This is a genomic window from Shewanella putrefaciens, from assembly GCF_016406305.1.
Taxonomy (GTDB): Bacteria; Pseudomonadota; Gammaproteobacteria; order Enterobacterales; family Shewanellaceae; genus Shewanella; species Shewanella putrefaciens_C.
In genome coordinates this window covers 4,028,618-4,051,158 of sequence record NZ_CP066369.1, presented here as the reverse complement: position 1 = coordinate 4,051,158, position 22,541 = coordinate 4,028,618, and the positions used below count along the sequence as shown (strand labels likewise).

At 48.4% G+C, this 22,541-nt stretch carries 22 protein-coding genes; 8 read left to right on the top strand and 14 right to left on the bottom strand.

Going from position 1 to position 22,541, the window contains the following annotated elements; translation table 11 throughout:
- Positions 1–87 precede the first annotated feature (87 nt).
- On the top strand, positions 88–666 hold the full coding sequence (locus JFT56_RS17610) for a HupE/UreJ family protein (RefSeq protein WP_198781282.1): 579 nt from the start codon (positions 88–90) through the stop codon (positions 664–666).
- A 10-nt stretch (positions 667–676) separates the two neighbouring features.
- On the opposite strand, the gene JFT56_RS17605 is transcribed toward JFT56_RS17610, so the two are convergent.
- From JFT56_RS17605 to prmA, 10 genes are all read right to left on the bottom strand, one after another.
- Complete coding sequence (locus tag JFT56_RS17605; RefSeq protein ID WP_198781281.1) at positions 677–1,180, bottom strand: helix-turn-helix domain-containing protein; 504 nt, start codon at positions 1,178–1,180, stop codon at positions 677–679.
- 149 nt (positions 1,181–1,329) lie between these two features.
- Positions 1,330–2,076, bottom strand: a complete 747-nt coding sequence (gene ric, locus JFT56_RS17600) for an iron-sulfur cluster repair di-iron protein (protein WP_198781280.1) — start codon at positions 2,074–2,076, stop codon at positions 1,330–1,332.
- A gap of 245 nt (positions 2,077–2,321) precedes the next feature.
- Positions 2,322–2,738: an ion channel gene (locus tag JFT56_RS17595; RefSeq protein WP_198781279.1), complete on the bottom strand. Its 417-nt coding sequence runs from the start codon at positions 2,736–2,738 to the stop codon at positions 2,322–2,324.
- Between the two features lies 1 nt (position 2,739).
- On the bottom strand, positions 2,740–3,765 hold the full coding sequence (locus tag JFT56_RS17590; RefSeq protein ID WP_198781278.1) for a hypothetical protein: 1,026 nt from the start codon (positions 3,763–3,765) through the stop codon (positions 2,740–2,742).
- A gap of 8 nt (positions 3,766–3,773) precedes the next feature.
- Positions 3,774–4,868, bottom strand: coding sequence for an HlyD family secretion protein (locus tag JFT56_RS17585; protein WP_198781277.1), 1,095 nt, complete (start codon positions 4,866–4,868; stop codon positions 3,774–3,776).
- A complete protein-coding gene (locus JFT56_RS17580; protein WP_198781276.1) occupies positions 4,861–6,420 on the bottom strand; it encodes an efflux transporter outer membrane subunit in 1,560 nt (519 codons plus the stop codon). The genes JFT56_RS17585 and JFT56_RS17580 overlap by 8 nt, the downstream gene beginning before the upstream one ends.
- Positions 6,407–7,516 carry an AI-2E family transporter gene (locus JFT56_RS17575; protein WP_198781275.1) on the bottom strand — a complete coding sequence of 370 codons (1,110 nt, stop codon included), beginning with the start codon at positions 7,514–7,516 and terminating at the stop codon, positions 6,407–6,409. The genes JFT56_RS17580 and JFT56_RS17575 overlap by 14 nt, the downstream gene beginning before the upstream one ends.
- Before the next feature lie 716 nt (positions 7,517–8,232).
- Positions 8,233–8,538 (bottom strand): DNA-binding transcriptional regulator Fis, encoded by a 306-nt coding sequence (gene fis / locus JFT56_RS17570; RefSeq protein WP_006083371.1) that lies wholly within the window; start codon positions 8,536–8,538, stop codon positions 8,233–8,235.
- Positions 8,539–8,554: 16 nt separating this feature from the next.
- Positions 8,555–9,523, bottom strand: coding sequence for a tRNA dihydrouridine synthase DusB (gene dusB / locus JFT56_RS17565; protein WP_198781274.1), 969 nt, complete (start codon positions 9,521–9,523; stop codon positions 8,555–8,557).
- 175 nt (positions 9,524–9,698) lie between these two features.
- Positions 9,699–10,580, bottom strand: a complete 882-nt coding sequence (gene prmA, locus JFT56_RS17560; RefSeq protein ID WP_198781273.1) for a 50S ribosomal protein L11 methyltransferase — start codon at positions 10,578–10,580, stop codon at positions 9,699–9,701.
- A 691-nt stretch (positions 10,581–11,271) separates the two neighbouring features.
- On the opposite strand from prmA, the gene JFT56_RS17555 reads away from it, so the two are divergent.
- The 4 genes from JFT56_RS17555 to JFT56_RS17540 all read left to right on the top strand — a co-directional run bounded on the left by JFT56_RS17555 (position 11,272) and on the right by JFT56_RS17540 (position 15,712).
- Positions 11,272–11,997, top strand: a complete 726-nt coding sequence (locus JFT56_RS17555) for a fumarate reductase cytochrome b subunit (protein WP_198781272.1) — start codon at positions 11,272–11,274, stop codon at positions 11,995–11,997.
- 212 nt (positions 11,998–12,209) lie between these two features.
- A complete protein-coding gene (locus JFT56_RS17550) occupies positions 12,210–12,881 on the top strand; it encodes a fumarate reductase cytochrome b subunit (protein WP_198781271.1) in 672 nt (223 codons plus the stop codon).
- Positions 12,882–12,974: 93 nt separating this feature from the next.
- Positions 12,975–14,981 carry a fumarate reductase flavoprotein subunit gene (locus tag JFT56_RS17545; RefSeq protein ID WP_198781270.1) on the top strand — a complete coding sequence of 669 codons (2,007 nt, stop codon included), beginning with the start codon at positions 12,975–12,977 and terminating at the stop codon, positions 14,979–14,981.
- Positions 14,981–15,712, top strand: coding sequence for a fumarate reductase iron-sulfur subunit (locus JFT56_RS17540; protein ID WP_198781269.1), 732 nt, complete (start codon positions 14,981–14,983; stop codon positions 15,710–15,712). The genes JFT56_RS17545 and JFT56_RS17540 overlap by 1 nt, the downstream gene beginning before the upstream one ends.
- A gap of 64 nt (positions 15,713–15,776) precedes the next feature.
- Here the strand turns inward: JFT56_RS17540 and JFT56_RS17535 are convergent, their stop codons facing one another.
- Both JFT56_RS17535 and JFT56_RS17530 read right to left on the bottom strand, forming a co-directional pair.
- On the bottom strand, positions 15,777–16,061 hold the full coding sequence (locus JFT56_RS17535; RefSeq protein WP_198781268.1) for a putative quinol monooxygenase: 285 nt from the start codon (positions 16,059–16,061) through the stop codon (positions 15,777–15,779).
- Positions 16,058–17,080 carry a zinc-binding alcohol dehydrogenase family protein gene (locus JFT56_RS17530; protein WP_198781267.1) on the bottom strand — a complete coding sequence of 341 codons (1,023 nt, stop codon included), beginning with the start codon at positions 17,078–17,080 and terminating at the stop codon, positions 16,058–16,060. Before JFT56_RS17530 ends, JFT56_RS17535 begins: the two co-directional genes overlap by 4 nt.
- Positions 17,081–17,199: 119 nt before the next feature.
- Here JFT56_RS17530 and JFT56_RS17525 point away from each other — a divergent pair, with 119 nt between their 5' ends.
- Positions 17,200–18,126, top strand: coding sequence for a LysR family transcriptional regulator (locus JFT56_RS17525; protein WP_198781266.1), 927 nt, complete (start codon positions 17,200–17,202; stop codon positions 18,124–18,126).
- A 48-nt stretch (positions 18,127–18,174) separates the two neighbouring features.
- Here the strand turns inward: JFT56_RS17525 and rho are convergent, their stop codons facing one another.
- Entirely contained in the window at positions 18,175–19,440 is a 1,266-nt protein-coding gene (gene rho / locus JFT56_RS17520) for a transcription termination factor Rho (RefSeq protein ID WP_198781265.1), read from the bottom strand.
- A 212-nt stretch (positions 19,441–19,652) separates the two neighbouring features.
- Positions 19,653–19,979 carry a thioredoxin TrxA gene (trxA, locus tag JFT56_RS17515; RefSeq protein ID WP_037459347.1) on the bottom strand — a complete coding sequence of 109 codons (327 nt, stop codon included), beginning with the start codon at positions 19,977–19,979 and terminating at the stop codon, positions 19,653–19,655.
- A gap of 152 nt (positions 19,980–20,131) precedes the next feature.
- Here trxA and rhlB point away from each other — a divergent pair, with 152 nt between their 5' ends.
- Together rhlB and JFT56_RS17505 are read left to right on the top strand one after the other, a co-directional pair.
- The gene (gene rhlB, locus JFT56_RS17510) at positions 20,132–21,451 is read left to right on the top strand and encodes an ATP-dependent RNA helicase RhlB (RefSeq protein WP_198781264.1); all 1,320 of its coding nucleotides are present in this window, start codon (positions 20,132–20,134) and stop codon (positions 21,449–21,451) included.
- Positions 21,452–22,372, top strand: a complete 921-nt coding sequence (locus tag JFT56_RS17505; RefSeq protein WP_198781263.1) for an exopolyphosphatase — start codon at positions 21,452–21,454, stop codon at positions 22,370–22,372.
- Positions 22,373–22,541: the final 169 nt, after the last annotated feature.

The window sequence follows — 22,541 nt, the reverse complement described above, 5'->3', positions numbered from 1 at the left end:
ATAAAGATCAACGTTTAGCATCATGATATGCAGTAGAGTCTTAGATGGTATTCCTATGACTCTCAATTGCTTATCAAGGATCTCACTATGGTGCGCTTAAGCTTATTTGCTCTACTCTTCCTCCTGCTTATCGCGCCGGCTTCGGCCCATGAGATCCATTCTGGCGGTGGTTTTATGTCTGGCTTTAACCATCCAGTGTTAGGGTTTGACCATCTGCTCGCCATGCTAAGTGTGGGTATGCTTAGTACCCAACTCGGTGGCCGTGCTATCTGGACGGTTCCCTTAGCGTTTGTCGCCTTTATGTTGGTGGGTGGTATCTTAGGGTTGTACGCGATTCCCGTGCCCTTTGTCGAAATTGGCATCGCCTTATCCGTGTTGTTACTCGGGCTTGCCATCGCCTTTGACCGCCAGCTTCCCCTATTATTTGCTATGGCATTTGTTGGGGTGTTTGCCATATTCCACGGCCATGCCCACGGTGCCGAAATGCCCGAATTAGCGAGCCCTGTATTGTATGCGCTGGGATTTTTATGTGGGACAGCGGTTATCCATTTAGGCGGGGTCATGATTGGCCTTGGGATGCAGCGCTTAACTGGGCAGCGGAAGTTAATGCGCATTTCTGGGGCGGCAATCGCCACAGTGGGCGGTTATTTGTTAGCGGGATTTTAACAGTAAAAGGTTAGCGCGCCTTGAGCTGTTTATTGCAGTAACGGGCGCGGCGTAGTAATTGACTCACTTGTCGACGGCTTGCATGCATGTCGGCATCCCCTAATCGAAAGTAAGTCCCAGTGTAGGCATCATTACCAATAAAGATGGGTTTTAGGTGCTCGGGTGCGAGTGGGACACGGATCCTGATCAGCTTTTTATTCATTATTTGAATCAGTTGCACATCTGAAATCGCCAGAATATTGTGGCTAATCCGGCTTGGGTCGTCGAGTATTTCCCAAAATTCTTGCAGTACGGGTAGGGGATTGGGAATGCCTTCGATGGTAAAATGCCCGCGAATTTCCCGCACACCGAGAATGATTTCGCCGCCTAAGGTATTGGCAAAGGAGCTGTAAGTAGCCCAAATATCCTCGGGTAATTGACCTTGACCATCACGACCACCGGCGAGCTTAAATTCCACCTGGGCCGATTCATGTAAATCGGCAATATCATCGAGTGCAAAGGATTGAAATGTCATGGCTGCATATCCGTCAGTGACACATGACTTTTTGTAGCATGCAAAAGCCGCAAAGGCCAGACTTGGCCTTTGCTTTATACTAAAGCAACCTCAAGAGATGAGTTTCAGCATCTTGAGGTTGATATCTATGACAGGATAAGCGCTTAGCGCTAGGCGAGCTTGAGCGTTTTAGGGAACAGGATGTTGCTCTCTAGATGAATATGCCTATGCAGATCTGCTTCAAATTCCGCTAGGGTGGCATAACAGACGCGCCATGTGGTGCAGGCATATTCTGGCGGGGTAAAATCATTCGTTAATTCATGCAGTTTTTGCAGGATCTGTCCCGCTTCCTCATGTTCATGCTGCATAGCGTTAATCGGATTACCTATATGGCCAAAACAGCCTTCAAGCTGCTCACCTTGAGATAGTGCGCGGATCGCCGGGAATAGGATTTTTTCTTCCTTCATTAGGTGTGGCATTAGCTCTTCGATTAAGGCTCTAACCCAACCTGCAAAGGGAATGATTTCGGCATAGTGCTCACCATGCGCCCGCACCATTTTTTCAGAATATTCAATCAGTAATGGAGCTTTTGCCCGTACATATTGGTGGTGAGTGGTTTCGATATAATCAATCAGTTGCCCTAGAGGTAATTGATTCAACTCATCTTCTCTGCTGCCTACGAGTGCAGCCTCTTCTAGTGCAGCTATGACCTTATCAGGATCGACTTCGGCGCGCTCGCAGGCAACGGATAGTGGTTTGCCACCACCACAACAAAAATCAATTCCAAATTGGCTAAATATATGGGCACGGCGAAAATCTTCGGCGACGAGTTCCCCGACTTTTCTATCTAACCATTGTGGTAATACCGATGATTCTTCCTGCAAGCTTAGCTCTGATGACAGATTGGCAGACGACATAGCAACACTCCAAAGCAGACAATAAATTTACATATATATTATTTGCATCTTTAAAATGGCGCAACTAATCCCGACTAAAACAGTCGGGATTTGCAAACGAAGTCACAGTTCATTGGATGAAATATCCCTAAGGGAGTAGAACGCATGGGAATTATCAAGGATGTAAAAAGCCTAGCAGTGCTGGGATTCGAGCGCTGTCATGGTGGCGCGCGATTAAGCACGCCACCATGATAATAGGGTGGGGCTTAGTGTGTTCTTTTTTGGATATTGTGCTGCAACACGGCCAACATACATGCGCCTGACAAGCCAATCATTAGCGCGCCATTGACGGCTTCTAACGGGCCAAGCATCTTCCATTGCGCACTCATGACCACGTCGCCATAGCCTAATGTCGCAAAGTTAACACCTGAGTGATACACCGCATCCCTTAGTGTCTCAAACTCACCGAGCAGTAAGAATAAGGCTCCCCAAACAACGATTTGCGCGAAATTGCCCAGCATAACTATCAGGATAATGCCAAATAGACTCAGTACGCCCGCGGTTAGGGTATCGTTATGAGAAAAGCGTTTGCTGTAAAAGCGAATGCACCAGATGGAGACTAGGGATTGCAGTAACATGTTTATCAAAATGACGGGCAAACCGACCAACATAATTGTCAGCATTTTATTCTCCTATATTAGATTCTGGTGCCGGCCGACCAGCTGGCCACCAATGTTCAAGCATGATGACGCATAGCCAGCCGTAGCCTGCGACCATTAAATAGAGGCCAGTGCGTATCGCACCCGCCAACCAAACATCTTTACCTGTAGCGCTGTCGGCAATTGCTGGGCCAAACAGAATCAGGGCAGTGATCCAAGCATTGCTCCAAAAGGAGGGCGGGAAACGTCCTGGAACGAGTTGGACTAAGCGTCTCGTCAACCAAAGTGTCATTAGGCAGAGCATCAATACCAACATCAATAATGACGGCCAGATACTCAGCCCCATCCAGAGCGCAAAGGCGAGAAAGGCGCCCATTAAGGTTGATAGCACCAGCTCCTTACCCACATGCTTAGCGTCGAGTGAGGTACTTTGTTGTGCCAGCATCACGGTTTTCATGACAGCCGGAATATAAAAGGCAGGATTACCCAGCGCGAGTAACCATATGGGGAGCACTATGATCACCGCACGCAGCGCCAGTCTTTTGGGGTGCTCGGGTGGCAGTACGGCTTGCTGAGTTTTGACTGCCACAGTGTTCGGGGGAAATAGAGCGTGGGCTATCCCATTGACTAAGGTTCCAATGATGATCCCTACGGCCATCATCTGGGCAATTGCAATGGCCAATGCCTGCTCAATAAGTCCCGCGACCGGGATAACAGTGATCGCCATAATGAGCAGCATGGCTATCGCCCCCACGCCAGCGATCGATTTTTGCATCAAGAGGTACAGAAGTAGCATGACCAAGAGCACGCCCGCCAGAGCATAATGTTCCAGTAGGGGCACTAACAGGACTCCGCCAACCATCATGCCCAGCAGGAGCGTAGCGCCGACCAAGCCCTGCTTCAAACTCAACGCAGCGCCCGGGCGACATAGGACTATCCAGGCCATAATGCAGCCAAGGTGGGGCATAGGCAGGGCTAATCCGTAGCAAATCAGCACGCTAATCGCGACACCTGCACTAATTCTAATTACCGCACTGTCGGCGTTATGCATATGGCATCTCAATAGAGGAATGAGAAGAGGCTCATCAGGCGGATATACAAGGCCCCGATCAAATTCATCAAGCCATCCTCATTGGTATAAACCAGCACATCGGCTTGACCACCGACACGCAGCCCCACTGCGGGAGGAGGGTCATCGGCACTAAAGGCTATTTTAACGGGGAACCGCTGGGCCTGGCGCAACCAATCTCGGTTGTTATCTACCGTCGGCAGTGAACCTGCCTGCTGGTTTTTGCCATCGTCTATACCATAGCCAATGCTGCGAACTTCCCCTTGGAACAGCTGACCCGGTAAGCTATCGAGTAAGATACTGACCTTGTCACCAATTTTGATATTACCGAGGTTATTTTCAGTCATGTCCGCCGAGATCCAAACATCATGGATGGCGACCAGTGTCATGGCTGGTGCGCCAGCACTCATAAACTGGCCAGCATCTGTGTTGAGATCGGTAATGAGACCACGACTTGGTGCTAGAACTCGGGTATTGAGTCTATCCAACTCCGCCTTGTTCACGGCCGAGCGGGCGCTGAGAAGTTGGGAGTTATTCTCGCCTGTGAGCCCCGCAGACTCTATGGCTCGGCGCACGTCGGCTTCGGCCGCAGTGACTTGGCTTTTAGCTGTTTCGCGTGTCGCTTGGGCGATTTCAAGGCGGCGTACCGATATCGCCCCCGGATCTTCACGGTAGAGGCGTTCCTGGCGTTCGGCGTCTTTGGCTGCATTATCATAGGCGGCTCGCATCGCTTGTAGCGCTGCTTCGGCGGCCCTCACTCCTTCGCTGCTCGCTTTGACACCACTGAGTACAGTTTCATAATCAGAGCGCGCCTTAGCCAGTGCAATGTCATAGGGCTCAGGATCGATTTCGAATAGCGGCTCACCTATGTCAACATCTTGATTATCATTGACATACACTTTTAGGATCTGCCCCGACACTTCGGCTGCGATAGGAACGACGAAGGCTTGCACCCGCGCCTGGGAGCTATAAGGCGTTAGCCTATCGGCAATCAGATACCAAGTAAGTAGAAGAACGATGAGTCCCAGTAATCCAAATGTAGCGCGGCGGCTGGTTTGACCGGGAGAAGACGTGCTATCAGTCATTAAGGATCACCTTCTGAGTATTGGGTTGGGACTGGCTATCTGGTTGGGGCTGATTGTCGGGTTGGGGCTGAGTCGCATCGAGTAGTGGCGCCCATTCAGAACGGGCTCGAAGTTGAGCTTCGACTTCAGGGGTGACTAAGGCGCGCTGGCGGCCTTGTTCCCAACCGCCACCTAGCGCTTTGTAAAGCAAGATAAGATTACGGATTTGGGCCCCACGACTGTTTACCAGGCGTTCCTGTTGGTTAAATAGCGCACGCTGGGAGTCGAGTACCCGCTGAAAATCGGCCATCCCTTCACGGTATTGGGTATTGGCTATTTCGAGGGAGCGGCGTGCCGCTTCGCCCGTTTGGGTTAATAACTGAATCTCACTCTGGTCGTTGGCATAGGCGATGGCGGCATCGTCAACCTCCCGAGCCGCTTTAAATACAGTGTCACGGTAACGCTCGTGTAATTGCTGGAAGCGGGCATCCTGGATCAGGATTTGGTTGGTCAAGGTGCCTCTATCCAGTAAATTCCAACTGATAGAAGGGCCTGCGGCCCAGGAAAATGTTTCGTTACCCACCCCTGTGGCATTAATGCCTAAGGTGCCTAGCAGCGTGATTGATGGATAAAGTTCACTTTCGGCGATACCAATAAGCCCCGATTGGGCGGCCAGTTGCCGTTCGGCGACTCGAACATCCGGGCGGCGGCGCAGTAGGTCAGCGGGCATTTCGGCGACCAGTGCCAGCTTACCTGGTGGAATATGGCCAGTATTGGACATCATTTCCGGCAGAGGCCCTGGCGCCCTTGCCAGTAAAGTGCTCAGGGCATTCTGGCTTTGGCGTAGGTTGGTTTCGAGCTGTGGAATACCTGAGAGGGTGCCCAGATATTGAGTCTTGGCCTGCTGTACGTCTAGTTCGGCACTGTTGCCACTTTGGAATAGCCGCTCAGTAATTTCCAAACTGCGTTTTTGAATTCGCGCATTCTCTTGGGCTATCTGGAGTCTGGCCTCTATGGTACGAATGTTCACATAGTATTGAGCGACTTGCGCAATCATCAATACCTGAACATCATCGTATTGAGCGAGACTGGCAAAGTAGTTAGCGTCAGCGGATTCAATACCGCGTTGGAATTTGCCCCAAAAATCGAGCTCCCACCCCAGATTAAAGGCGGCGCCATAACTGCTACCCGATGCACTATGGCCATTTTGTGTTTGGCCAGCCCTCAGCCACTCACCCGTTGCCTGCGTGACCTGCGGGCCAAGCAAGCTTTCGGCGATGCCGAGTTGTGCTTGCGCCTCTAGGATGCGCAGGCCAGCAATGCGTACATCTGGATTTTTGACTAAGGACTCTTCGACTAAGGCACTTAATACCGGATCGTCTAAGCGAGCCCACCATCGATGATAATCAACGGCATGGGCCTCATTTTTAAAGAGGCCTTGGCTCACATTTTGCCAACTCTGTATTTCTTTGACCTCAGGCCTTTGATAATCGGGGCCTAGCACGCTGCAACTGCTGAGCAGTACACAGGCCCCACCGAGTAGAGTCCGAGTAAAAGGGTTATTGGTGGTCATTGGGCTCGCTCGTCTCCGCCAGACCGTCGTCAACCCAGGCCATGAAAATGCGGTAGCCGATAGAAAGTAAGGTGGCCCCAACAAACATACCAAGAATACCGCTAGCCGCCATACCCCCTAAAGCACCGATCAATACCACAGGCATAGGCGCATCGACACCGCGGCCAAGGAGTAATGGCTTAAGTACGTTATCAGCCATACCCGCCACAATCAGCAAAATAGTGAAGACGATATTAAGGGCTGTGCCGTGATCGCCAGTCATCCACATGTAGGCGATAGCGGGGATAGTGACGAGAATGACGGGGATTTGCGCTATGCCTAAAATCAGCGCGATGATAAAGAAAATGCCGACCGCAGGAATACCCGCGAAGGTCATTATAATGCCGACTAACAGGGCTTGAATAAAGGCAACACCGATAACACCTAAGGCCACTGCACGGATGGTCGCTGTACACAGGGCGGTGAGTTTTAAACCACGCTCTGCGCCAATAATGCGGGTAGCAATACGGTCGGCACTATTGGCACCTGCGCGGCCATAGGCCATGATGATCCCCGCCACGATAAAGGAAAAAATGCTCATCAGTAAGCTACCGCTCATACTGGCCAGTGTACCTATGATTTTTTTAGTTGCATCACCTAGCTGTGGCTGCAGGCTTTTGATTAAAGATGGTAAATCGGTGGAGGCTTTTAGCCATACTGCGTTGAGCTTCTCACCTACCAGAGGAATAGTGGCTATGTTGGCCGATGGTGGGGGGATCTCTAGGGTATTGTTATTGACGCGTTCAATCAGATTGCTAATGCTGTCCCCCATGGAGCTAACCATGGCTATGGTCGGCACGACCAACAAGAGTAAACCGAGCAACACTAGTAAGGTCGCGGTTTTGCCCTGTTTATCATTGAGGCGTTTGGCGAAACGTTGATGTAAAGGATAAAGAGTAACGGCTAAGATTAACGCCCAGAGCATCAGGTTCATAAAGGGCGAAAACACGGTAAAGCAGAATGAGGCGAGCCCCAAGATCAGACTAAACTTAATAAACATATCCAAAAATTTGGCGACGATTCGTTTTTCAACTGCGATTAATTCATTGTTTTCCATTTCGGTGTTGCCTCAATGAGTGATGAACACATTACTAACAAAAATCCCTTGTATGACTAAATCAGCAGACTGCGAGTCGAGCAGTAACTAAATCAAAAATAGATAAGATGTTTAACCGCATCACCTTGTTATTTAGTTAATGGAGCGACATTTTTAACTTGTTGATTTAATGCTATAAATTTTCTGTTGTTTATTGTTTGCTTATATAGTGTGGCTGCGATATCTCTATTTATTTGCCGATGTAGTATAGATAGTAGTCAAAGGCCATTCAAATAATCCATATTTATTTTTAATTTAATATAGCTAGGTGAAATTTGAATAAATTCAGTTTCATGGGGGAAGTGAATTAGCGCTAAGTGCCCACACAGCCAAAGCGTTTCCTTTGGTTATTTTTCCGTAAAAATTAACTTGAATGGAATGTCGTGGGGTAGCCGCTGATGGAGCGTTCTATTATGCGGATGACGCAGGCAATAGGTGTCATTCGTGTATCAAATTAAACTGAAAACTCAGCGCATCGAGCAAACTTTGAAGATATTGAACTGGCCTGTGAAGCAGCCATTTTCAATTTCAGAAAAAGAGATTTTATTGGTAGAAATTCGATTAGGAACTCTCTTGGGGTACATTTATCTCGGGGTACATATGGGGGCATATAATGCGAAAAGGGGCTAACCTTTGCAGGTTAACCCCTTTCCTAACAATCACTTAATCCTTGCGGATTAGTTCATGCCGTATTTTTTCAATTTCTTACGCAGGGTACCACGGTTGATACCTAGCATGTTTGCTGCGCGGGTTTGGTTGCCGCGAGTGTGTTGCATGATGATATCAAGCAGAGGCGCTTCAACTTCACTTAGCACCATTTCATACACTTCTTGTGCTTCCTGACCGTCCAACTGTGCGAAGAAGTTAGTTACGGCGCGTTTTACGGCGTCACGTAATAACTGGGGCTTGATAGTGCCGTTTGCGGTTTCGATTTTGCCAACGGTAAGCTGGTGAACTTCTGTGTTAGTTGTCTGATCAAACATTCTATTCTGCTCTTTATTAATTCTGTACTAATTCATCAAAATAACATTCCACGAGGGAATACTGTTCTGCAGCGGTTTCCAGCAGATTAAAGTCAGCCCTAAATTGGCACTGAGCTTCTTGGTCTAGGTACCATCCCATATGTTTTCTGGCGAAGCGGATACCCTTATATTCACCATATAAATCATACAATTTGGTGAGATGTTCCAGCATGACTTCACGCTGCTGGGCAATCTCAATGGGCGCTAGCTTATTACCTGTGTCCAAGTAGTGCTGGATTTCTCTGAAAATCCAAGGTCGTCCTTGAGCACCCCGTCCTATCATCAGAGCATCGGCACCGGTATAGTCCAGCACGAAGCGGGCTTTTTCCGGACTGTCGATATCCCCATTCGCGACAACAGGAATCGAGACATTCTGTTTGATTGCTTTAATTGTGTCGTACTCGGCAAAACCCCGGTACATGCATTGTCTCGTACGGCCGTGAACGGCGAGCGAGGCAATGCCACAATCCTCGGCAATCTGGGCGATTTGAACACCATTCCTGTGTTCTGGCTCCCAGCCAGTGCGAATCTTTAACGTGACGGGCACATTCACTGCGGCGACCACGGCTTGTAAAATGGCTTTTACTAGCGGTGGATTTTGCATCAGTGCCGAGCCAGCCAGCTTTTTATTCACTTTTTTTGCCGGGCATCCCATATTGATGTCAATGATATGGGCACCCTGTTCGACGTTGAACTGGGCGGCCTGTGCCATTAACTCTGGATCTGCCCCTGCTATTTGCACTGAGCGTATTCCTTCCTCGCCAGAATGCGTCATACGCTGGCGGCTTTTATCCGTATCCCAAACCTCGGGATTAGATGAAAGCATCTCGGAAACCGCTAGGGCCGCGCCATAACGAAGACAGAGATTACGGAAGGCTTGATCGGTGACACCTGCCATTGGTGCCACGATCAGCTGATTCTTCAGTTGATAGGGTCCAATCCGCATTTACTGTTTCACCTTAGCTCTTCAAAGGGGCGCTATAGTAGCCCTTTTTGTTGGCCGTGAAAAGGTCAATAAATGACCTAGGCGCAATTTTTTTTCTTGACTTTTTAGCCTTGAGAAGTCAGCGCCAAAAATTGGCCTAAGCCAGTAGTGGCGCACGTTACGCCGCCCTTTAGCGCTATTTACGCTTGCCTGTCAAGCGGCTCCAATCTTCTTTGTGAGCCGCTTCGTCCATATCGAACCATTGGCTGTAGAAGTCGGATATCTCTTGGGCTTGTTCTTTGAGCAGACCAGAAAGGGCTAATTTGCCGCCGGTTTTCACCCGTTCGGCAATGAGTGGGGCGAGTTCGCGCAGTGGACCAGCGAGAATATTGGCGACCAGTACGTCGGCCTTAAGATCGGCGGGTTGATTTTCGGGTAGATATAAGTCGAGTTTGTCGGCGACACCATTGCGTTCGGCATTAGCGCGTGAGGCGTCGATGGCCTGATAGTCGATATCGATACCTGTGACTTTTTTCGCGCCCAACTTCAATGCTGCAACGGCTAAGATGCCCGAGCCACAGCCAAAGTCGATCACTTCTTCATCGCTTAAATCTAAGCTATCTAGCCACTCTAGACACAGCGCTGTGGTTGGGTGAGTACCAGTGCCGAAGGCTAGGCCAGGATCTAAGATCACATTGACTGCTGTGGGATCGGGGATTTCGCGCCAGCTTGGGCAGATCCACAGACGTTCGCCAAATTGGATGGGGTGGAAGTTATCCATCCATTCACGTACCCAGTCTTTATCTTCGATTTGTTCAATCTTGTGGCTGAAGTTCTCACCGAGGAAAGGCAAGGTTTTCAGCATGGCTATGGTGGGAGTCAGGTCGGTTTCGGCATCGAATAATGCGACGACTACGGTATCGCGCCACAGTGGAGTTTCGCCCAGTTTAGGTTCAAAAATAGGGGTGTCTTTACCATCTTCAAAGGTGATAGAGACTGAACCTTCTTCCATAAGCAGGTCGCTGATGGTTTCAGCATCGTCGCTATTGGTGTTTATACGGAGTTGGATCCAAGGCATGGGAGTATCCTGCGGCTAAGGGTTAAATAATCGCGGTATTGTATACCCAAACCACCTCAAGATGCAGGATTCAGCGGGAATTTAACGCACTTTAGGCAAGGCGGTTATTTGCAGACCTAGCGGGCTAAGTTAAAAATAACCAACGCAGTATAAAGTGCGTTAAAACCCGCCGGGACGGAGCGCCTAGGGCACTCCACTTCCGTGTTGCATCAATTCAAAAGGTAGCCGACATTCTTTCATTGATGCGCCTAGAATTGAAGCACCCTAGACGCTCTGAAACTAGTATCTTGAGGTAGCTTGGGTATATACCCAAGCTACCTGAAAATGCAGGACCGTGCGGGAATTTAACCCGCCTTATGCTGGCTACCGTATGGATATCTTTATGCCATTGCTACCGTACTTGTGGAGAGCTATTTCAGTCTTGTCAAAGTGTTAGCAGGTTTAACGCATTATGGTTAAAAAGCGAATTGTCAGTTTTATTTTTAAGCTTAACACTATGAAATATATTGGTTAATTGGTTTTACCTTTGTTTGGCTTTGCTGGTTTTTTTGTGATCATCTTCTAAGAGTTCCACTCTGCTCAGTGAGTTGGCTCACGCTTTAAATCTGTGACACTGAACGGTGATTTTGGTTGCTGCTATGGTGTAGCTTGCCCAGAGGTGCCAACGATAAACCACAAAGGTAGATGCAAGATGACAAGCGTAACGCGCGTTCACACGAGAGTGAGCACACCCTCACTAGGCCACCCTTGGTCGGCCAAGGCGGATAGATTGCAGAGTGCAACGGGTATCTTACTCGGTTGCTTCCTGTTGCTGCATATGCATTTTGAGTCGAGTATTTTGCTGGGTAAAGAGGCGTTTTACCATGTAGTTCAATTGCTTGAAGGCGGTATGTTTAGCAGTACGGGCCATGGTTTCCCGATAGTTACTAAAGTGTTTTCAGTGTTTATGTTATTGGTGGTGATAGTGCATGCCGCCGTGGCGTTAAGGCGCTTTCCGGCACAGCTTGGGCAGTGGCGGGCGCTGCGCTCACATCTTGGGGGCATTAAGCATAAAGATACCCATGCCTGGTTTTGGCAACTTATCACTGGCTTTATTCTATTTTTCCTCGTACCAGTGCATCTCTTTACCATGATTTTGAATCCCGAAATTGGCCCGCATTTATCGGCCGAGCGGGTTTATCACGATAACGCTTGGTTGCTATACGCCTTATTGCTGCCTGCTGTGGTGATACACGCCATGATTGGTTTGTACCGGGTGGCGGTAAAGTGGGGCTTGACCTTAAACCGCTCTGGTCTGCGTAAGCTCGCGAAAGTGCTGATCATTTATTTATTGTGTCTCGGTGCCGCCAGCCTTGTTTCTTATATGTTTATTGGTAGCGAGCTGAGTCTCCCGGTGCAACCCTTTGTGCCTCACTAATTAGAAACCCGATACTGCTGCGTCTGCGGTGAGTTGTGTCAACGCTGTGCAGCAGTATTTTGTTTCGCTGCTAATATTTAAGCATTCGATTAATTATTCGTCTCCTACTTGATCTAACTCAGGTTTTTGGGTGGATTTGTGAGCGATATTGATTTTGAGTAATGGGACTTATGGGATTGGCTCGATAGAGCTAACGGCGCGAGGCAAGAGCGATGGCGATAAAACTAAATATAAAAAAATGGAGTGCGTGGCTGGATCTAAGCCAGAGTTTATCGGGAGTCATTCTCGCGGTGTTTTTATGGACTCATCTAGTGCTTGTGTCATCGATCTTATTGGGGAGCGATGCCATGAGTTGGGTGGCGCGCACTATGGAGCTGAGTTTTCTCTCCGCCGATGGCCATGGTTACCCTTGGGTGGTGACTTGTATTGCTATCGGCATTGCGGCTTTGGCCTTAGTACATGTGCTGGTGGCACTACAAAAACTGCCGATGAGTTTGCGGCAGCAAAGGGCGCTGCAACAACAAATGCAGGTGATCAACCATGGGGATACACGTCTATGGCGCTGGCAAGCCATTACTGGAGTGGTGATTTTACTGCTATTGCCTGTGCATTTGTGGCTGATCGGTTCCGCACCCGAGACCATAGGCCCGCAGGGTAGCGCCGATCGTATTTGGAACCAAGGCGTGTGGATGTTGTATCTGCCGTTATTACTCACAGTGGAGTTACATGCGGCCATTGGTATTTACCGTGTGGCGCTTAAGTGGGGCGCGGCGCGGGATCTTAATAGCCGCATCCGACTGAGAAAAATTAAGACCATAGTCAGCGTACTATTTATCACTGTGGGGATTGCTTCCCTGCTGGCATTTTTACCCTATGCCAGTTAAAAGGCAATAAAATCAATTAATAATAATGAGTTGCAACAAAGATAATATGCGAATAAACCCGACAATAACAGCAGATCCCATTAAGGAGCAGGCGTGAAACTGATTTATACCGATTCATTAGTGGTTGGTGCGGGGCTGGCAGGCTTAAGGGTGGCGATTGCCTCCAAAGAGCGTGGGCTCGATACCTTAGTTTTATCGCTTATTCCGGCCAAACGTTCACATTCGGCAGCCGCTCAAGGGGGAATGCAGGCGAGCTTAGGTAATGCCGTTAAGGGAATGGGTGACGATGAAGACGTGCATTTTCAAGACACAGTGAAAGGTTCCGATTGGGGATGCGACCAAGAGGTCGCGCGGATGTTTGCCCACTGCGCACCTAAGGCCGTGCGTGAGTTGGCCAACTGGGGCGTGCCTTGGTCAAGGGTGACGGCTGGCCCAAGGGAAGTGATAGTCAACGCGCAAAAGGTGACTCTCCATGAGGCGCAGGAAGCGCATGGGTTAATCAATGCCCGCGATTTTGGTGGCACTAAAAAGTGGCGTACTTGTTATACCGCCGATGGCACTGGTCACTCACTGCTATATGCCATGGATAATAAAGCGATTTCCATGGACATCCCAGTGCATGAGCGAGTCGAAGCTCTGGCGATTATTCACGATGGTAAACGTTGCCATGGGGTCATCGCCCGCTGCCTTATCAGCGGCGAGTTGCGTGCCTATGTGGCTAAGTCTACAACGATTGCGACTGGCGGCTATGGCCGTATTTACGAGGTTTCGACCAATGCGATTATCTGCGAAGGCATAGGTCAAGCCTTAGCTCTCGAAACGGGCGTCGCGACCCTAGGCAATATGGAAGCGGTGCAATTTCATCCCACGGCGATTGTGCCCGTGGGGATTTTAACCACTGAAGGTTGCCGTGGTGATGGCGGCTTATTGCGGGATAAAGACGGCTACCGCTTTATGCCGGACTACGAGTCCGAGAAAAAAGAACTGGCATCACGGGACGTAGTCTCACGGCGCATGACAGAACATATGCGTAAGGGCAAGGGCGTCGATAGCCCCTATGGGCCACACCTGTGGTTGGATATTACACTGCTGGGCCGTAAACATATCGAAACTAACTTAAGGGAAGTGCAGGAAATTTGTGAGAATTTCCTCGGTATCGATCCCGCGAAAGACTGGATCCCAGTGCGGCCAACCCAGCATTACTCTATGGGCGGTATTCGCACTAATGCCACGGGTGAAAGCCCGCAACTTAAGGGCTTGTTCAGCGTGGGTGAAGCGGCCTGTTGGGATATGCACGGCTTTAACCGCCTCGGGGGTAATTCGCTGGCCGAAACTGTGGTTGGCGGCATGATTATCGGTAAGTATGTCGCCGATTTCTGTGAAAATAATAGCCTTGAAATCGATACTAAGCTTGCCGAGCAATTTATGCAGCAAGTGCAAGCTGAAATCGACACTTTGGTCGAGGGCAATGGGGAGGAGAATCCCTTCGAAATCAAGCGTGAAATGCAGCGCATTATGATGGATTATGTGGGGATTTTCCGTAATGGGCCTGAGCTAGATAAGGCCGTCGCCGAACTTAAAGTGTTGCTCGAGCGTTCGCGTAAGCTTGGGCTTAAATGTAAAAAACGCCATGCTAATCCTGAGTTGGTCGAAGCCCTGCGGGTTAAGCGTATGCTCAAAGTGGCACTAACTGTTGCCTGCGGTGCTGCGGCGCGTACCGAGAGTCGCGGCGCCCATGCCCGTGAGGATTATCCGCAGCGCAATGACCGTGATTGGTTAAATCGCACCCTAGCGAGTTGGCCCGACGCCAACGCCCTCGAACCTGTGCTGAATTACGAAGCGCTCGATGTAATGAAAATGGAATTACCGCCGGGTTACCGCGGTTATGGTATTAACAATGCCATAGTGCATCCCGATACCGAGAAGCGCGAGCAGCAAATTGCCGAGATTTTGGCCTCACTAGGTGAGGATGCTGACCGCTATCAGCGGCAACAGGCCCTTATGCCATTTGAGTTGCCACCGAGCCTACAACCTAAGAACGAACGATTAAGTGATACTTTAAAAAGCCCATCTGCCAATGCGTTAGGAGAAAAATCATAATGAGCCAAGGTCGCACGCTCACCTTTAATATCTTTCGTTATGATCCGCAGGAGCCAAACGATAAGCCGAAAATGGTGCGTTATCAGTTAACTGAAACCCCTGGGATGACAGTATTTATCGCCCTGAATAAACTCAGGGAAGAACAAGATACTTCCCTGCAGTTTGATTTTGTTTGCCGCGCCGGTATTTGCGGTAGCTGCGCTATGGTGATCAACGGCTTCCCAACGTTGGCTTGCCGCACCTTAACCGCTAAATACCCTAAGGGTGAAATTACTCTTATGCCGCTACCTGGCTTTGAGTTGATTGGTGATCTCTCGGTTAACACGGGTAAGTTTATGCGTGAATTAGCCGAACGCTTAAAGCTGTGGTTACATCCTAAGGCCAATGATATAAGCGTGCATCGCCTAGAAGATCCTATGGACCCAGACGAAGCTGCACGCCTGTATGAGCTAGAGCGCTGTGTTGAGTGCGGTGTGTGTGTTTCAGCCTGTGCGACTAAACAAATGCGTGAAACTTTTGTTGGTGCAGTGGGCATGATGAAAATTGCCCGTTTCGAGATGGATAGTCGTGACGCCCGCACAGCAGAGGATTTTTACCATGTGATCGGTAATCAGGATGGGGTCTTTGGTTGTATGACCTTACTTGGATGTCAGGATAACTGCCCTAAGGATTTACCCCATATGCAACAAATCGCCTATCTGCGCCGTAAAATGGCAATGACATTGGTTTAATAAATTTTATTGCTTTGATTTTAAAATAAAAAGCGCCAAGTTTGGCGCTTTTTTGTTAATGACGTTAGCAAGCATAACTCTTATGGATCTCGACTTTTTCCACTAACGCTTCGGAAGCGACGACAAAGGCATTAAAGTGATGGCTTGCCATATGTGCATCAATCGCCGCTTGTGATCGCCACACTTCATACATCCAAAACTGATTAGCATTATCTAAAGAATGATGCAGCGTATACTCCAAACAACCTGCCTCGGTGTGGGTGTCACTTACCAGTTGTTTGAGGACTTTAAAGAGTGAATCACTCTGGCCTGAATGCGCTTGGATTTGCGCAAAAACCGTGATTTTCATTGGCTAAATCCCTCAAGCACAATTTTACCAATCGCTTTGCCCGACTCAATTTGTGCATGGGCCTTTAGCAAGTTTTGCGCATTAATCGTGCCGTAATGCTCACCAAAGGTGCTTTTTACTTTGCCGGTATCGATAAGCTCTGCAATGCGATTGAGTAGATGGTGCTGGGCAATCATATCCTCGGTTTGATACAGGCTGCGGGTAAACATCAGCTCCCAATGCAGCGACAGGCTTTTACGCTTAAGCTTCATCACATCTAACGGGGCTACCGGATCATCAATCAGTGCCAGTTTTCCTTGTGGTTTGAGCACTTTTACAATTTCGTCAAAGTGCTTATCGGTTTGGGTCAGGCTAATCACATGGGTGACATCGGCAATATCGAGCTTAGCCAGCTCTTCCGAGAGGGGTTTATTGTGATTAATCACTGCATCGGCACCTAAGGTTTGCACCCAAGTTGCTGATTCTGGCCGTGATGCGGTACCGATAACCTCTGCTCCAGTCAATTTGACCGCCAGTTGAGTGATAATCGAACCCACACCACCTGCGGCACCGATAATTAAAATACGTGCATCCGTGGCGGAGCCATCCTGTGGTAGACCTAAACGGTCAAACAGCAATTCCCAAGCCGTGATACTGGTTAAGGGTAAGGCTGCCGCCTGTGCGTTGCTTAAGGTTTGCGGTTTATGGCCGACAATGCGCTCATCCACTAACTGATATTCGGCATAACTACCACTGCGGCTAATATCGCCGGCATACCAAACTTCATCGCCTACCTTAAATAGGCTGACTTTGTCCCCGATAGCTTTTACAACGCCAACGGCATCCCAACCGAGGATTTTATACTCCCCAGCAGGCGCTGAGCTTGATGCGCGGATCTTGGTATCAACGGGGTTAACCGATATGGCCTTAACCTCGACTAACAAATCAAAATCCGTTGGAGTTGGTTTGGCTAATGTGATGTTTTCTAATGCATTATGCGCATCGACTGCGCCTGCTGTTTGGTAACCTACGGCTCTCATAATCATTCCTCACTGGCGACTCATGTCTGTCACTTGTCATTGAGCACCATTGTGTGAAATATTAACCTTTAGATAAACGGGGTAAAGTTTGTAATTTTTTCAAAGGAAATTTGATAATCATGTTGCTTAATGATCTCGCCTTATTTGTTCGCGTTGCCGATTGCGGCAGTATTTCGGCCGCAGCGGCCGAAATGGACCTATCTGCTGCTTCAGCGAGCGCAGCGATTAAACGCCTTGAAAAACAGCTTGATACCAGCCTATTTGTGCGCACAACCCGCAGCCTTAGATTAACCGCTCAAGGTGAGCGTTACCTAATCCATTGTCGCCGCGCCTTAAGTGATCTCGCCCTTGGAGAGCAGGCGATCGCCAGCGATAAAGGTAAGGTCTCTGGCACCTTAAGCCTGTCGGTTTCATCAGACTTTGGGCGAAACTTATTCGTCCCTTGGCTTGATGACTTCCTCCTAGATTTTCCACAGCTGCAAGTACGTTTGCATTTGGGCGACAATATCAGCAGTTTTTACCACGATAAAATTGATGTGGCAGTGCGCTATGGTAAGCCGCAGGATTCTAATCAAGTAGCCTTTCCGATTTGCAGTGCCGACAGAGTGCTATGTGCATCGCCAGAATACCTTGCCAAGTTTGGTAAACCTGAGACATTAGAACAACTGACACAGCATAATTGCTTGTTTTATAAGTTAGATGATCGAACTCACGACCAATGGCAATTTGAGCGTGATGGCCAGGAATGCAAAGTCCGCGTCACGGGGAATCGTAGTGCCAATGATGCTGAAATTGCGCGCCGCTGGGCGGTAGCGGGAAAGGGGCTGGTGTTTAAGTCGAGCTTAGATTTGGCAGAGGATATTATGGCAGGGCGTTTAGTGCCCTTATTGCCCGAATATCGTGGCGAGTCGGTCAATTTGTACTTAGTGTGCCCTGGGCGGGAGCATGTCACGCCTGTCGTCTTATTGTTGCGGGAAATGCTGCGGCAACGCACACAGGCTTTGAGTAAAAGCTTAGGTAAAATATTGGCAGTAAAAAAATCTTAGATAACAAAAAAGCCGCATCATGCGGCTTTTTTTAGCGACTCGCGAAGATTAAGACTTAGCGCGTTTCATAGCAGTAAAGAACTCTTCATTGGTTTTGGTCATAGCCAATTTATCAATTAAGAATTCCATTGCGCTGACTTCATCCATAGGATTTAAGATCTTACGCAGGATCCACATTTTTTGTAGCTCATCTTGATTGGTGAGCTTTTCTTCACGACGCGTACCGCTGCGGTTGAAGTCAATGGCTGGGAACACGCGCTTTTCTGCCGCTTTACGTGACAGATGCAGCTCTTGGTTACCTGTACCTTTGAATTCTTCGTAGATCACTTCGTCCATCTTAGAACCCGTATCGACCAATGCGGTGGCGATAATGGTTAAGCTGCCGCCGTGTTCGATGTTACGTGCAGCACCGAAGAAACGTTTTGGACGGTGCAGGGCGTTAGCATCCACACCACCGGTTAACACTTTGCCCGATGAAGGAATCACAGTGTTATAGGCGCGGGCTAGACGAGTGATAGAGTCGAGCAGGATCACCACATCTTTCTTGTGTTCTACGAGGCGTTTAGCCTTTTCAATCACCATTTCAGCCACTTGTACGTGACGGCTGGCTGGCTCATCGAAGGTAGATGCGATCACTTCACCCTTAACTAGGCGTTGCATCTCGGTCACTTCTTCTGGGCGTTCATCGATCAGCAATACCATCAACACGACTTCAGGGTTGTTATAGGTAATGGATTGAGCGATGTTTTGCAGTAATAAGGTTTTACCGGCTTTTGGTGGCGCAACAATCAAACCACGTTGACCTTTGCCGATTGGCGAGCATAAATCCAGAATACGGGCAGTGATATCTTCAGTTGAGCCATTGCCGCGCTCCATACGCATACGTTCTTCTGCGTGGAGTGGGGTTAAGTTTTCAAAGAGGATTTTATTACGGGAGTTTTCTGGTTTATCGAAGTTAACTTCATTGACTTTCAACAGGGCAAAATAACGCTCACCTTCTTTGGGTGGACGGATTTTACCAAAAATGGTGTCACCCGTTCGCATGTTGAAGCGGCGAATTTGGCTTGGTGAGACGTAAATATCGTCTGGTCCGGCTAAATAAGAACCGTCTGAGCTGCGTAAGAAGCCGAAACCGTCTTGGAGTATTTCTAATACACCACCACCGAAAATGTCTTCTCCACTTTTGGCGTGGGCTTTAAGGATTGAGAAAATAATGTCCTGCTTACGAGCGCGGGCCATATTTTCGAGTTTCATATTTTCGGCTAGCGAGACTAGGTCGGATATCGGCGTGTCTTTTAATTCAGTTAAGTTCATTTTGGGGGTCTTGTGTTACGCGACAAAGCTTACCGCGATCAATCAGTAAAGTTTGTGATTCAGGATAGTGATTGACGAGCGAGAAGTGGTTTAGTTAGAAAGAATCTGGTTATTAAAGTAGCACTAACAAAGCGGGGCGTCCAGAAATTTAGGGGGATTCCGGCACAATTAATTTATAGCCTGTGCCGGAGGTCACTCAATACGACAACAAATTAGATTTGTGCGTCGATAAACTCTTTTAATTGAGTTTTAGATAATGCGCCAACTTTAGTGGCCGCCAATTCACCGTTCTTGAATAACAGTAAAGTTGGGATACCACGAACACCGTATTTCGCAGGAGAAACATTGTTTTGATCAACGTTTAATTTAGCGATAGTGACACGACCTGCGTACTCTTCAGCTACGTCATCAAGGATTGGAGCGATCATTTTACAAGGACCACACCACTCAGCCCAGAAGTCTACCAATACTGGTAAATCAGACTTTAATACGTCGTTTTCGAAGCTGTCGTCACTCAGGTATATAATTTTATCGCTCATGATGTTCTCCAGTTTGGTTGCCATTGCTGGTTTGTTAATGGCTTACCATGTATATTGGGGTTGAAAAATAGCTTTTCAAGTTACCTTTTTACAATGTGGCTATTTCAAACGATCGAGTATCTTATTGCAACCCCAAATGGTATGCTTGCGCTATGAGCGAAACACATTTATCTACCCAAAAATTTGCCGACCTTCCTCTACATCCAGAGGTAAAACAGGCTCTTGCAGAAAACGGCTTTGAATTTTGTACGCCAATCCAGGCGTTATCATTACCCGTATTACTTCAATCAAAAGATATCGCTGGTCAGGCCCAAACGGGTACTGGCAAAACAATGGCGTTTTTGGTTGCTACATTTAACCATTTATTATCGACCCCGATCCCTGAAGGTCGTCAGCTAAATCAACCCCGTGCCATTATCATGGCGCCGACCCGTGAACTGGCTATCCAGATCGCTAAAGACGCGATTCTGCTGGCTAAACATACCCATTTGAAGGTGGGGATTGTGTACGGTGGCGAGAGTTATGACGTGCAGCGTAAGGTGCTCGATCAAGGCGTGGATATCCTGATTGGTACCACAGGCCGTATTATTGACTACGTTCGCCAAGGGATTATCGGCCTCAATTCGATTCAGGCTGTGGTATTAGATGAAGCGGATCGGATGTTCGATTTAGGCTTTATCAAAGATATACGTTTTCTCTTTAGACGTATGCCTGAGGCGAATAAGCGCCTGAATATGCTGTTCTCGGCGACCTTATCTATGAAGGTGCAGGAACTGGCCTACGATCATATGAATGATCCGGTTAAGGTTGAGATTGCCCCCGAAGAAAAAACTTCAAAAAACATCAAAGAAGAAATCTTCTATCCTTCCCAAGAAGAGAAGATGCGTTTGCTATTGACCTTGATTGAAGAGGATTGGCCTGAAAAAGCCATCGTTTTTTCAAACACTAAGCACAGCTGTGAAAATTTATGGTCTTGGCTTGAGGGTGATGGTCACCGTGTAGGATTATTAACCGGTGATGTGCCACAGAAGAAACGTATTCGTATTCTTGAGCAGTTTACCAGTGGCCAGTTAGATATCTTAGTTGCAACTGATGTTGCAGCCCGTGGCTTGCATATTTCTGATGTATCCCATGTCTATAACTATGATTTACCTGATGATTGTGAGGATTATGTACACCGTATCGGTCGTACTGGCCGCGCAGGTAACAAAGGGGTATCTATCAGTTTTGCCTGTGAAGAATATGCACTGAACTTGCCGGCGATTGAAAGCTATATTAATCACTCCATTCCTGTGAGTAATTACGATAGTGCGGCGCTGCTCGATGATATTCCACAACCCGTTAAGATCCATCGTAAGCACCCCAGTGGCACGCGTAATTTACGTGAGCGTTCTGGAGCGGGTCGTCCCCAAGGTGCCCATCGTAGTGGTGGACGTCCACCTCGCCATGACAGGACGCGTAGACATTCGTAAATGCCAACACCCGCTTATGCCGCCATTACACTAGGCTCCAATAGCTTTAATATGCTGATCGCCAAAACAAAAGGTGGTCAGCCTCATATTATTGCTAAGTATAAGCGTAAGGTGAGATTAGCCGAAGGTATTGACGAGGACGGCACGCTAAATCAAGAGGTTATGCAACGTGGCCTCGATTGTCTTAGCATGTTTGCGCAGATGTTAGCCCAACACAAAATTCATCAAGATCACGTCGCTGTGATTGCCACTGCGACCCTTCGCTGTATCAATAATGCCGATGAGTTTAATCGGCGAGCGTTACCTCTGCTGGGTCATCCTATTGATATCATTTCGGGTATGCGTGAAGCCGAGCTTATCTATCAAGGTATGGTTGCCACTACTTGTGGGCAAGGGCGCCGCCTAGTTATCGATATTGGCGGGGCGAGTACTGAGTTTATTATTGGTGATGGCCATCAAGTCTTGTTCAAAACCAGTTTGCCAATGGGGAGTGTTACCTATAATCGGCAGTTTTTCAGCAATATGCCCCTGCAGCAATTGGACTTTGATGATGCGAAACAGCAGGTGCTAGCAACACTGGCTGAACATAGAAAGACACTGCGTGACCTTGGCTGGCATTGTGTTGTCGGTGCCTCTGGTGCGGTGCAATCTGTGGTCGAAGTGCTAATGCATCGCAAACTGTCCGAAACCATTACTCTCAATGTGCTGAATCAACTTAAGGCCGAAATTCTCGTTCAAGAGGATATGTTGCTCTCGGGGATCCTAGGTTTAAGCAGTGAACGCGCCCCGACCTTCGCCGCGGGTGTTGCTATCCTATTAGCGCTGTTTGAATTATTAAGCATAGAACAGTTGAACTTATCGGGCGGCGCACTGCGTGAGGGGGTATTGGTGATGTTAGCCCAGCGGATAATTGAAAGCTAATGCTTCTAGAATCTAGGACGTTGCTGCGCAACTGCTAGGACGCTCGCAAGCTCGCTCTAGAATCTAGAATCTAGACTCTATCGCAGCACTATCATGGGTGTCATTCCCGTGAAGGCGGGAATCCATAGTCACGTCTTGAATGTTAAAACATCTAAAAAGAAGTGAGTAA

Coding starts and splice junctions, on each gene's coding strand:
- JFT56_RS17540 (WP_198781269.1), top strand. CDS start 14,981: ATGAGCCAAGGTCGCACGCTCACCTTTAATATCTTTCGTTATGATCCG.
- dusB (WP_198781274.1), bottom strand. CDS start 9,523: ATGCGGATTGGACCCTATCAACTGAAGAATCAGCTGATCGTGGCACCA.
- JFT56_RS17575 (WP_198781275.1), bottom strand. CDS start 7,516: ATGGAAAACAATGAATTAATCGCAGTTGAAAAACGAATCGTCGCCAAA.
- JFT56_RS17535 (WP_198781268.1), bottom strand. CDS start 16,061: ATGAAAATCACGGTTTTTGCGCAAATCCAAGCGCATTCAGGCCAGAGT.
- JFT56_RS17505 (WP_198781263.1), top strand. CDS start 21,452: ATGCCAACACCCGCTTATGCCGCCATTACACTAGGCTCCAATAGCTTT.
- JFT56_RS17590 (WP_198781278.1), bottom strand. CDS start 3,765: ATGCATAACGCCGACAGTGCGGTAATTAGAATTAGTGCAGGTGTCGCG.
- JFT56_RS17555 (WP_198781272.1), top strand. CDS start 11,272: ATGACAAGCGTAACGCGCGTTCACACGAGAGTGAGCACACCCTCACTA.
- rhlB (WP_198781264.1), top strand. CDS start 20,132: ATGAGCGAAACACATTTATCTACCCAAAAATTTGCCGACCTTCCTCTA.
- JFT56_RS17585 (WP_198781277.1), bottom strand. CDS start 4,868: ATGACTGATAGCACGTCTTCTCCCGGTCAAACCAGCCGCCGCGCTACA.
- JFT56_RS17530 (WP_198781267.1), bottom strand. CDS start 17,080: ATGAGAGCCGTAGGTTACCAAACAGCAGGCGCAGTCGATGCGCATAAT.
- JFT56_RS17595 (WP_198781279.1), bottom strand. CDS start 2,738: ATGCTGACAATTATGTTGGTCGGTTTGCCCGTCATTTTGATAAACATG.
- JFT56_RS17580 (WP_198781276.1), bottom strand. CDS start 6,420: ATGACCACCAATAACCCTTTTACTCGGACTCTACTCGGTGGGGCCTGT.
- JFT56_RS17550 (WP_198781271.1), top strand. CDS start 12,210: ATGGCGATAAAACTAAATATAAAAAAATGGAGTGCGTGGCTGGATCTA.
- JFT56_RS17605 (WP_198781281.1), bottom strand. CDS start 1,180: ATGACATTTCAATCCTTTGCACTCGATGATATTGCCGATTTACATGAA.
- prmA (WP_198781273.1), bottom strand. CDS start 10,580: ATGCCTTGGATCCAACTCCGTATAAACACCAATAGCGACGATGCTGAA.
- JFT56_RS17610 (WP_198781282.1), top strand. CDS start 88: ATGGTGCGCTTAAGCTTATTTGCTCTACTCTTCCTCCTGCTTATCGCG.
- fis (WP_006083371.1), bottom strand. CDS start 8,538: ATGTTTGATCAGACAACTAACACAGAAGTTCACCAGCTTACCGTTGGC.
- rho (WP_198781265.1), bottom strand. CDS start 19,440: ATGAACTTAACTGAATTAAAAGACACGCCGATATCCGACCTAGTCTCG.
- ric (WP_198781280.1), bottom strand. CDS start 2,076: ATGTCGTCTGCCAATCTGTCATCAGAGCTAAGCTTGCAGGAAGAATCA.
- trxA (WP_037459347.1), bottom strand. CDS start 19,979: ATGAGCGATAAAATTATATACCTGAGTGACGACAGCTTCGAAAACGAC.
- JFT56_RS17525 (WP_198781266.1), top strand. CDS start 17,200: ATGTTGCTTAATGATCTCGCCTTATTTGTTCGCGTTGCCGATTGCGGC.